Here is an 11,361-nt window from a genome sequence, read left to right on the forward strand (position 1 = left end):
TATAGGAGATTTATAAAAGAAGTTTTTTTTAGAAAATAATGATTAAAATAAAAAATTGAAATCTTGTTTTAGGAATGTCAATAGGAATACAGGTTGTAGCGTTTTTTTAATTATAAAAAACTATAAATCAATTAGTTGTAAAAATATTTTTTTAAGTGATAAAACTCAAAAAAATACCATTTTGTTAAAAACTCGCTTGTTTTGTGGATAAGTATGGATTGCTTTTTTTACTAAAAAAGGCAATCTTTGTTAACATCTTTAATAACGTTTAAATAACATTACAACATCGTGGAAATAACCCAAATCATAAAAAGAGATTCTGAAACTAGCAATTTCGAATTAGGAAAAATAACAAATGCCATTGAAAAAGCGATGCTATCTGTAAACAATGGTACAAGAAGAGACGCAATTGCTATTACAAATATTGTAAATGGTACTTTGTTAGAAAGAAAGTTGAATGAACCTAATTACACACCCACTGTTGAGCAAGTACAAGATATTGTAGAGTATAAATTAATGGATAGTCGTTTTCATGATGTTGCAAAAGCGTATATATTATATAGAGATGAACAGACTAGAAATAGAAAAACAAACATCTTTGAAAAAAGGTTGAATTTAAAACCATATGAATATCCTGCATTAAACGAATATGTAGATGCTATTAGGCATTCTTATTGGATTCATACCGAATTTAATTATACAAGTGATATACAGGATTTTAAATCGACTCTTACTGATGTAGAACAAAGTGCTATTAAAAATACGATGTTAGCAATTTCTCAAATAGAGGTTGCAGTAAAATCTTTTTGGGGAGATATTTATAAGAGAATGCCAAAGCCAGAAATTGGTTCAGTAGGCTCTACATTTGCAGAAAGTGAAGTTCGTCATCATGATGCATATTCTCATTTATTAGAAATTTTAGGATTGAATAACGAGTTTAAAAACTTAAAGAAAAATCCTGTAATTATGAGACGTGTTAACTATTTAGAGTTGGCATTAAAAAATGTAAATAGCGAGAATAATAAAGAGTTTTCAGAATCAATTATTTTGTTCTCTTTATTTATAGAACACGTTTCTTTGTTTTCTCAATTTTTAATTATCATGGCTTTTAACAAACATAAAAACGTGTTAAAAGGTATTTCTAACGTGGTTGAGGCTACATCAAAAGAAGAACAAATTCACGGAGATTTTGGAATCGATTTAATTAAAATTATTAAAGAAGAAAACCCAGATTGGTTTGATGAAGACAACAGTTTAGTTGTACAGGAAACTTGTAAAGAAGCTTTTCTTTCGGAAAGTAAAATTATCGATTGGATTTTTGAAAAAGGAGAATTAGATTTCTTACCAAAAGCAGTAATTAAAGAATTTATTAAAAATAGATTTAATAACTCTTTAGAAAGTATAGGAGTTCCAAAAATCTTTGACATCGATCAAAAATTATTAGCAGAAACAGATTGGTTTGATGATGAAATTATTGGAACCAAACATGGCGATTTCTTTGTAAAAAGATCAATCAATTATAGTAAAAGAACAAAAAGTATAACTAGCGACGATTTATTTTAAAAACATGAACCAAAACACCACCAAAACCACCGAACTTACAGAATACGAAAAATTAATACAAGCTAGAAATACCTCTAGAAAAGAAATATTAGAAAAAAATACAGCACCAGAAATTACTTGGCTAACAGAAAATAGTCGTAAATTTTTAGAATCTGGATATTTAACTGGTAATACAACTCCAGAAGAAAGAATTCGTGAAATTGCAGATAATGCAGAACGTATTTTAAACAAACCTGGTTTTTCTGACAAGTTTTACAAGTACATGGCTGCTGGTTATTATTCTTTAGCATCTCCAATTTGGTCTAACTTTGGGAAAAGAAGAGGATTGCCAATTAGCTGTTTTGGAAGTCATGTTGCAGATGATATGGGAGATATTTTATTCTCACAATCAGAAGTTGGTATGATGTCTAAATTAGGAGGAGGAACTTCTGGTTATTTTGGAAAATTGCGTGAAAGAGGAGCAGATGTTAAAAATAACGGTTCATCATCTGGGTCAGTTCACATTATGCAATTGTTCGAGAAAATGGTAGATGTTGTAAGTCAAGGTTCTGTAAGACGTGGTCGTTTTTCACCTTATTTACCTGTAGATCATCCAGATATTAAAGAATTTTTAGAAATAGGAACTGAAGGAAATCCAATCCAAGAATTAACACATGGTGTAACTGTTGGCGATCAATGGATGCAAGAAATGATTGATGGAGATGTAGAGAAAAGAAGTATTTGGGCAAAAATATTACAAAGAAGAGGAGAAATTGGGTATCCATATATTTTGTTTAGAGACAATGCAAATAATGGAACTGTAGACGTTTACAAAGATAAAAACCACGAAATTTACGCAAGTAATTTATGTACAGAAATCATGTTGCCATCTAATGACGATTGGTCTTTTGTATGTTGTTTATCTTCTATAAATTTATTACATTTTGATGATTGGAAAGATACAGATGCTGTAGAAACGCTAACGTACTTTTTAGATGCTGTAATGCAAGAATTTATTACAAAGTTAGAAGTGTATAGAGATTCAGAAAACAGAGACGATCAATTTACGTTTCGTTTTATGGAAAAAGCATACAAATTTGCAAAAGAAAACAGAGCATTAGGTTTAGGAGCTTTAGGTTGGCATTCTTTATTACAATCTAAAATGTTGGCTTTTGATAGTCCACAAGCCTATGATTTGAATAGCGAAATCTTTAAAATAATTAAAGAAAAATCGTACAAAGCATCAGAAGAAATGGCAGTTGAATATGGAGAGCCAGATGTTTTAAAAGGATATGGAAGACGTAATACAACCTTAAATGCTATTGCACCAACAACATCATCAGCATTTATTTTAGGACAAGTTTCTCAAGGAATTGAGCCAATTTGGTCTAACATTTATGTAAAAGATATTGCTAAAATTAAAACGACGATTAAAAATCCAATTTTGGAGAATCTTTTAGAGCAAAAAGGTTTTAACACGTCTGATATTTGGAAAAGTATTCGTGATAATGATGGTTCTGTGTTGCATTTAGATTGTTTAACAGACGAAGAAAAAGAGGTTTTTAGAACGTATTCAGAAATAGATCAAAACGTAATTGTTTATCAAGCTGCAAACAGACAAAATCACATAGATCAAGGTCAATCTATAAATGTGATGGTACATCCAGATATGCCAACCAAAGATGTAAATGCAATTTATATCAATGCTTGGAAATTAGGTGTAAAATCTATGTATTATCAACATAGTATGAATGCTGCACAGAAATTTAAGCAAAAGAAAGAGTGTGCATCTTGTGAGGGATAAACACTTTATCAATTAAAAATATAGAAAGAGAGACAGCAATGTTTCTCTTTTTTTTTGAAGCTATTTCCAGCTTTCACTACTCGCTTTTTTTGCTTGAAAAAAGCAAAAAAGAGCTCAAACAGGTCGTTCAATCTGGGCTAAACTTGTCTGTAAGCCTTAATTATTTATCCGCAAACTTGTCCTGCTGAAAGCATCTCACATAAGAGTGCGTAAAACCACAAAAAGATTCTTCCAGAATTATAAACTACATGAAAAATAATCATATTTATTTCATAAATTTTCTCTAGACATCAATTATAATAACAAAAATAAGAAGTCAGAAAATGTAGCATCTTTTTCGTATTTTCGAAAAAATTTAAAAGTGATGATGAACTGGGAACAACTCCTTTCTCTAAAACGTTTTGGCGATACAGAAAAACGACCAAGAATAGCACAAGATGAAACACGTTTGGGTTTCGAAGTAGATTTTGATAGAATTATATTTTCATCTGCATTTAGAAGTTTGCAAGACAAAACACAGGTAATTCCATTATCTCAAACCGATTTTGTACATACAAGACTAACACATAGTTTAGAGGTTTCTGTTGTGGGTAGAACTTTGGGTAGAAGAGTTGGGAAGGTCTTGTTAGAACGTCATCCAAATTTAGTAGCACTTGGGTATACTTTTAACGATTTTGGAGCCATTGTTGCAGCAGCCTCAGTAACACATGATATTGGAAATCCACCTTTTGGACATTCAGGAGAAAAAGCCATTGGCGAGTATTTTAAATCGGGAAAAGGTGCAAAATATAAAGACCTATTATCGGCAAAAGAATATCAAGATTTAATAGATTTTGAAGGAAATGCAAACGGTTTTAAAATTCTTACAGAATCTAGAGAAGGTATTTCTGGAGGTTTGCGTTTAAGTTACGCAACATTAGGAGCGTTTTTAAAATATCCAAAAGAAAGTCTGCCTAAAAAACCAACGAATCATATTGCAGATAAAAAATATGGTTTTTTTCAATCGGAAACTTCAGAATTTTTAGACGTAGTTCAAGAATTGGGAATGCAAAAAAAATCGGAAACAGATATTTCTTTTTACAGACATCCACTAGCGTATTTAGTAGAAGCTGCAGATGATATCTGTTACACAATTATCGACTTTGAAGATGGAATCAATTTAGGTTTAATTGAAGAAGAGTATGCATTGGAGTATTTGTCAAAATTAATTCATGGCATTAATAGAGATAAATATTATGCACTAAAACACACAAAAGACAGAACAGCCTATTTAAGAGCCATTGCCATCAATTCTTTAATTGATGAAGCAGTAACTATTTTCCTTACCAACGAAGAAGCTATTTTAAATGGAAGTTTTAGTAAATCTTTACTAGAAAAATGTAAGTATGAGGCACAGATTAACGACATTATTAAAATCAGCATCGAAAAAATATATAAAAGTAAAGAAGTAATTGAAAAAGAAATTGCTGGCTATAGAATTATAGCAGACCTTCTAGATGTTTTTATTTCAGCTAAAAACAATCAATTCGAAAATCAACTATCTAATTATGACAAATTAGTTTTAAGTTTATTATCAGAAGAATATAAAATAGAAGAAAGTGATTTATACAAACGAATTATGTCGATTTGTAGTTATGTTGCTGGTGTTTCTGATAGTTATGCTATTAAAATGCATAAGATATTAAAAGGTAATATTGTTTAGTTACAGAATAGTAAGCTTTATATTTAATGTTATAAAGTGCTTTTAAAAAAAATGGGATGATGTTTAAAAAAATTATGTATTCTACAGTATTAGTAGCTTTTGTTTTTATTAGTTGTAAGTCAAAAAAAATGGAAAAGAAAGAAGCTTCAAAAATCGTTTTTCAATCACAAAAAGTAACCAAAGAAATTCATAGTCCAGATAAATCTAAAATTTTAATTTTAAGTTATTTGGAAGATATGAATGCAACAACAGATTTTGATTATAAAGTAATAAGTCTTAAAAGTAAAAAGGAAGTAAAGTCTGGTAAATTTACAGGAGTTAAGATAGAGTGGTTTACTAATGAAAGTTTAAAAGGCTATCTGTATCAAGGAATTATAGAGAAAGAAAACCCTAAACAAAGTTTTGAAATAATAAATTTAAATCAATAAAAAAAATATGAGGAAATTTTACAAAACTACAAGCTTTTTTATAATAACATTTTTATTTTTATTTACATCTTGCCATAAACAAGATAATAAAATTGATGACGTAGAAATTGAGCCTATTAAACATAAAAAACAAAAAAGAAATCCAAATGTAAGGCATAAGAAAGGAATAGAAGAAATTGCAGATTATCAATTAGCGATTAGAAAAACTATTGATGCTAAAGAATCTTCGTATCAAAAAGGATATCTTTTAGAGGAATTTAAAAAAGCAACAGCATATTTATCTAAATCTCAAAGTAAAAGCTTTTTGAGTCCTGTTTTTACAGAAAGAGGACCTGCAAATGTTCCTGGAAGAACAAGAGGTATTGCTGTAGATCCTACTGATAATAAAAATTGGTTTGCAGCAACTGCAAGTGGTGGAGTTTGGTTAACAGAAGATGAAGGAGTTACTTGGAGAAACTTAACAGATACAACAATTCCAAATCTAGCAACTTCAACAATTGTAATTAGTCCTCAAGATCCAAATACACTATATGTTGGTACTGGAGAACCTTTTGGGAATTTAGGGGCTGTTGGTGGAGCAGGTGTTTTTAAATCTACTGATGGTGGTCAAACATGGTCTGTTTTAAGTAATTCAGCTACATTTGGAGATGTTGGTAGAATTATAATAAATCCTCTAGATAAAAATAATGTAGTTATAGGAACCACTAATGGAATATATAGGACTGTAAATGGAGGAAATAATTGGACACAAACGTATAATTCTTCGAATTGGGTTCAAGATTTAGACGCAGACCCTTCAAATTTTAATATTCTATATGGTTCTGTAAGAAATTTTGGAATGGTAAAAAGTACTGATGGAGGTTTAACTTGGTCAACCATTTTAGATAGAGCCGACTTTAATTCTAATCATAGTAGATTTGAAACTGCCATTTCTCCTGCAGATCCAAATACAATTTTTGTAAGTGTTTATTCTAGTTCTGGAGCCACTGTAGGTGTTAATACAGATTTTTATGTTTCTAGAAATAAGGGAGTATCTTTTACAAATTTAAAAACTACTAGATCATCAGAAGAAGCAAATTTATTAACGGGACAAGGATGGTATGACAATATTATTATGGCACATCCTTTTAATGCGAATGTTTTTTATGTTGGTGGAGTAGCGGTTTTTAAAGTTACAATTTCTGGGGCTAATTTTACATTTACGTCTATAGCTTCTGGTTATAATAATGCAGAAATTAATACAGATGTTCATGTAGATCAACATGGAATGACTACCATTTTAGGGAATAATCAAGATTTTAGAATTTTATTAGCTAATGATGGAGGTTTATATAGCACTTCCTTTAAAACAGATCCAGGAAGTTCAGATGGAGATTGGTCGGATTTAGTACTTGGTAAAAATAGCACTCAATTTTATGGAGCAACAAAACAAAATGGTGCAGATAACTATATTGCTGGTGCTCAAGATAATGGTTGTTGGATTTCTCAAGGAAATAATTCAGATAAAACAAAAACATATCAAAAAATTTTAGGAGGAGATGGATTTGAGGTTATTTGGCATTATAATAAACCAGGTAATTTTATTGGAGTTTCTCAAAACTATGGGCAAGTTGGTAGATATATCAATAATGTTGGAGCACTATCTAATTTTGAAGAATCAGGCTCTGCTGCTGCACCTTTTTATGCAAAATTATCAAATGCAGATAACAATCCAGATGCAGTCTTTGCAGTAACTACTACAGGTGTTTGGAGATCTATAGATTTTGCAGGAACTTGGACTCAAACTCTTATTCCAGTAGGTTTTCAATCAACTTATAGTAGTACAATGAATGTTGAAGTTTCGACAGCAGACCCGAATGTAGTTTGGGCTGGAGGTGCAATGACCGAAGATGGATTAACTTCTTTACATGTTTCAGAAGACAATGGATTAACTTTTAAACAAACGAGCTCTTATGATAATCCTAAAAATAACCATAGCTTAAATATTTCTGGAATTGGAGTTTCTTTAACAGAAAGAAATAGAGCATATGCATTATTTTCAAGTCAAAATGCTGCAAAAGTTTTAAAAACTGAAGATTTAGGAGTTACTTGGACAGATATTTCTGGTTTTGCTTCTTCATCTAGAACTACTTTCCCTGATGTTGCAGTTCATAGTATTATAGAAATGCCTTTTGATAAAAATATACTTTGGGTAGGAACTGATATTGGGATTTTTGAAACTTTGAATGGAGGAGGTACTTGGGCTTTACTAAATAACTTTTTACCTGTTGCAGTATACGATATGAAGATTGTAAACAATCAGGTAGTTATTTCAACTTATGGAAGAGGTATTTGGTCTGCTACATTAAATGAATTAGATTCTTATACATTACCAACATTTTTAACTGAGCCAACAGTAACATCGGCTCAAAAAGGAATAGAGAGTAACAAAACTTTGGTAAAGTATAATGTTACAACAGATGATGTAAATAGAGTTAAAATATTTATTGATGATGTAGAGAAACCTGAGGTTATTCAAGATTTCAACACAGGCGTAATTTACCAATATGAAACTGCAAACTTATCAGAGGGAGTTCATAAATTTGGAATTCAATTATTTGATGATAGTAAAAATTCTAAAACGTTACTTAAAGAATACGAATTTTCAGTAATAAACTTTGATGAAGCATCTCAAACTGCTGGTATTGATCAATTTTCTAATGCAGATGTATATACAATTAATGCAGAATTTAGTGTAAATAATATGGATGGAACTGTAACTCAGCCAGTTTTAAATAATACAGATCATCCTTATTTAGGTAACAAAGTTTACACAACAATCTTAAGAAGACCTTTAACAATCACTGAAGCAAACAAAAACTTTATTTATGAAGATATGGCAATTGTTGAGCCATTTACAGATGATTTGTCTGATTTAGATAGTTTTTACGATTATGTAATTATTGAAGCATCAACTGACTTACAAACCTGGAAAACTTTAGATAAATACGATTCTAGAAGATTTCCAGAATGGCTAACAGAATTTAATAAAGGTGTAACAGCTAGTGCAAATGATAATTTATTTAAATCACAAAGTATACTTTTAACAGATAAAGGATTTTCTGTTGGAGAAACTATTGTTTTTAGATTTAGGTTGGTTTCAGATCCTGCTGCAAACTCTTTTGGTTGGGCAATAAAATCTATACAGGGTTCTGTAGCTTCTATTGACGATGTTGTAAATGGTGTGAAATTACTTACTGTTTATCCAACAATTTCAAAAGGTAATTTTACTGTTTTTGGAAAAAACACTCTTGGGAAAACAAAAATTCAAATAATTGATATCACAGGAAAAAGTGTTTATAAAAATACTTTAGATTTCAATTTAAAAGAAAAACAACCAGTTTCTGTGAATTTAAATGCAGGAGTTTATATTTTACAAGTTATAGGAAATAATAATAAAAAATCTTCTCAAAAGATTATCATAGAATAAACACATTTTTGAAACATAAAAAAAAGACGCTCATTAGAGCGTCTTTTTTATGTTTTAGAAAATATTTTTTCTAAGTTTTTAATATCTAAACCAATTTTTTTTTGAAGTTCCATAACATTTCCATGTTCTATAAAAGTATCAGGAATCCCTAAAATGTTTATCTTGTTTTTATAATTTTTTTGAGCAGCAAATTCTAAAATACTACTACCAAAACCACCTTGAGTAACTCCATCTTCAATGGTTATTATTTTTTGATGATGCTCAAAAATTTCTTCTAATAATTTTTCATCTAAAGGTTTTATAAAACGTAAATCATAATGAGCAATTTCTTTTTTCTTTTCTGATAAAAGAATGGCTTCTTCAACATTTTTTGCAATGGTTCCAACAGATAAAACTGCGATACTTTTTCCTTCTTTTAAACAAATTCCTTTGCCAATTTCTATATTTTGAAAAGGTTTTTTCCAATCAATAATATTTCCATATCCTCTTGGATAACGAATTGCAATCGGATTTTTTAATCCTAATTGAGCCGTATATAAAATGTTGCGCAATTCAATTTCGTTTCTTGGAGCAAAAATAATGAGGTTTGGAATACATCTTAAAAAAGCAATATCAAAAACTCCATGATGTGTTGCTCCATCTTCGCCAACCAAACCTGCTCTATCTAAACAAAAAATAACAGGTAAATTTTGCAAAGCAACATCATGAATTACTTGATCGTATGCACGTTGTAAAAATGTAGAATAGATGTTGCAAAAAGGAATTAAACCTTGAGTGGCCATTCCTGCAGCCAAAGTAACTGCATGTTGTTCTGCAATACCAACATCAAAAGTTCTATTTGGGAATTCCTTTAACATCAACTTTAAAGAACTACCTGTTAACATTGCAGGCGTAATTGCTACAATTTTATCGTTTTGTTTTGCTAATTCTACAATGGTTTGCCCAAAAACATCTTGATATTTTGAGTATTCACTTTCTTCTTTTTTAATTCTTTCTCCAGAAATTTTATCAAACTTTCCAGGTGCATGATATGTAACTTGGTCTTCTTCTGCTTTTTGTAAACCCTTACCTTTTGTTGTAATTACGTGCAAAAATTTAGGGCCTTTTACAGATTTTAGTCTTTTTAATTCTGATAAAACTTTTTCTAAATTATGCCCATCAATAGGACCAGAATAATCGAAGTTTAAAGCTTTGATGATATTGTTTTGAGCTGCTAGTTTTTTATCAGTTTTAACCTTTGTTAAATACTCTTTTAAAGCACCCACAGATGGATCAATGCCAATGGCATTATCATTTAAAATAATGAGCAAATTTGCCTTAGAAACACCTGCATGATTCAACGCTTCAAAAGCCATTCCACTTGCAATAGAAGCATCACCAATAATTGCAATATGATGTTTTTCAGTGTTTCCTTTTAAGTTAGATGCTATTGCCATTCCTAAAGCTGCAGAAATAGAAGTTGAAGAATGCCCAACTCCAAAAGCATCAAATTCGCTTTCTTTTCTTGAAGGGAAACCAGCAATACCTTCAAATTGCCTATTGGTATGAAAAACGTCTTTTCTACCTGTTAAAATTTTATGTCCATAAGCTTGGTGGCCAACATCCCAAACTAATAAATCGTTGGGAGTGTCAAATAAATAATGGAGGGCAATTGTAAGTTCTACAACTCCTAAACTTGCTCCTAAATGGCCTTCTTTTGTTGATACAATATCAATAATAAAACTGCGCAATTCTTTTGCCAATTGTGGTAATTGTTCAGGATTTAATTTTCTTAAATCTTCTGGGTTTGATATGTTGTCTAACAAATTTTTCATTCGATTGCAAAAATACAATTTTAGTCATCAAAAAAGATTTTGTAATATTGAAAACTTAATTATTTAGAAATGATACAGCCTTTTGATGATGTTTATTTTATGAAAAAAGCTTTTCAAGAAGCAGAAATGGCTTTTGATAAAGGAGAAATACCTGTAGGAGCTGTGATTGTTTTTAAGGATAAAATTATTGCAAGAGCACACAATTTAACTGAAACTTTAAATGATGTTACAGCACATGCAGAAATGCAAGCTTTTACTGCAGCATCAGATTTTTTAGGTGGTAAATATTTAAAAGAATGTGTTTTGTATGTTACTTTAGAGCCTTGCCAAATGTGTGCTGGTGCCAGTTATTGGACGCAGTTAGATAAGATTGTATTCGGAGCATCTGAGCCAGAAAGAGGTTTTATCAACTTAAAAACAACTTTACACCCGAAAACAAAAGTTGTGGCAGGCGTTTTAGAAAACGATTGTTCTCAATTATTAAAACGTTTTTTTATAGAAAAGCGCAATTTGAACTAATGTTAAAATGTGTTAATGTTTTAACAAAAATTTACTTTATAATTTGTGATGTTAATTGTTTTAGAGAACTTTAGCTCTTAATT

Annotated in this window: 7 protein-coding genes; 6 read left to right on the forward strand and 1 reads right to left on the reverse strand. The window is 30.3% G+C overall.

What is annotated here, in order from left to right; translation table 11 throughout:
• The first annotated feature begins 288 nt into the window (after nucleotides 1-288).
• The 5 genes from LPB03_RS14435 to LPB03_RS14455 all read left to right on the forward strand — a co-directional run bounded on the left by LPB03_RS14435 (nucleotide 289) and on the right by LPB03_RS14455 (nucleotide 8,945).
• A complete protein-coding gene (locus LPB03_RS14435) occupies nucleotides 289-1,563 on the forward strand; it encodes a ribonucleotide-diphosphate reductase subunit beta (protein WP_065320414.1) in 1,275 nt (424 codons plus the stop codon).
• Nucleotides 1,564-1,567: 4 nt separating this feature from the next.
• A complete protein-coding gene (locus LPB03_RS14440; RefSeq protein ID WP_065320413.1) occupies nucleotides 1,568-3,346 on the forward strand; it encodes a ribonucleoside-diphosphate reductase subunit alpha in 1,779 nt (592 codons plus the stop codon).
• A 367-nt stretch (nucleotides 3,347-3,713) separates the two neighbouring features.
• The gene (locus tag LPB03_RS14445; RefSeq protein ID WP_065320412.1) at nucleotides 3,714-5,048 is read left to right on the forward strand and encodes a deoxyguanosinetriphosphate triphosphohydrolase; all 1,335 of its coding nucleotides are present in this window, start codon (nucleotides 3,714-3,716) and stop codon (nucleotides 5,046-5,048) included.
• A gap of 128 nt (nucleotides 5,049-5,176) precedes the next feature.
• The gene (locus LPB03_RS14450) at nucleotides 5,177-5,476 is read left to right on the forward strand and encodes a hypothetical protein (RefSeq protein ID WP_139059006.1); all 300 of its coding nucleotides are present in this window, start codon (nucleotides 5,177-5,179) and stop codon (nucleotides 5,474-5,476) included.
• Between the two features lie 7 nt (nucleotides 5,477-5,483).
• Nucleotides 5,484-8,945 (forward strand): T9SS type A sorting domain-containing protein, encoded by a 3,462-nt coding sequence (locus LPB03_RS14455; RefSeq protein WP_065320410.1) that lies wholly within the window; start codon nucleotides 5,484-5,486, stop codon nucleotides 8,943-8,945.
• A gap of 47 nt (nucleotides 8,946-8,992) precedes the next feature.
• Here LPB03_RS14455 and dxs read toward each other — a convergent pair whose 3' ends face one another.
• Entirely contained in the window at nucleotides 8,993-10,759 is a 1,767-nt protein-coding gene (gene dxs / locus LPB03_RS14460; protein WP_065320409.1) for a 1-deoxy-D-xylulose-5-phosphate synthase, read from the reverse strand.
• A 69-nt stretch (nucleotides 10,760-10,828) separates the two neighbouring features.
• Between dxs and LPB03_RS14465 the strand changes: the two genes are divergently transcribed.
• A complete protein-coding gene (locus LPB03_RS14465) occupies nucleotides 10,829-11,278 on the forward strand; it encodes a nucleoside deaminase (protein WP_065320408.1) in 450 nt (149 codons plus the stop codon).
• The last annotated feature ends 83 nt before the right edge of the window (nucleotides 11,279-11,361 follow it).

Source organism: Polaribacter vadi (genome assembly GCF_001761365.1).
Classification (GTDB): Bacteria; Bacteroidota; Bacteroidia; order Flavobacteriales; family Flavobacteriaceae; genus Polaribacter; species Polaribacter vadi.

Bases quoted from the DNA above. Each gene is read 5' to 3' on its own strand.
- LPB03_RS14445 (WP_065320412.1), top strand. From the start codon at position 3,714: ATGAACTGGGAACAACTCCTTTCTCTAAAACGTTTTGGCGATACAGAA.
- LPB03_RS14440 (WP_065320413.1), top strand. From the start codon at position 1,568: ATGAACCAAAACACCACCAAAACCACCGAACTTACAGAATACGAAAAA.
- LPB03_RS14465 (WP_065320408.1), top strand. From the start codon at position 10,829: ATGATACAGCCTTTTGATGATGTTTATTTTATGAAAAAAGCTTTTCAA.
- dxs (WP_065320409.1), bottom strand. From the start codon at position 10,759: ATGAAAAATTTGTTAGACAACATATCAAACCCAGAAGATTTAAGAAAA.
- LPB03_RS14450 (WP_139059006.1), top strand. From the start codon at position 5,177: ATGGAAAAGAAAGAAGCTTCAAAAATCGTTTTTCAATCACAAAAAGTA.
- LPB03_RS14455 (WP_065320410.1), top strand. From the start codon at position 5,484: ATGAGGAAATTTTACAAAACTACAAGCTTTTTTATAATAACATTTTTA.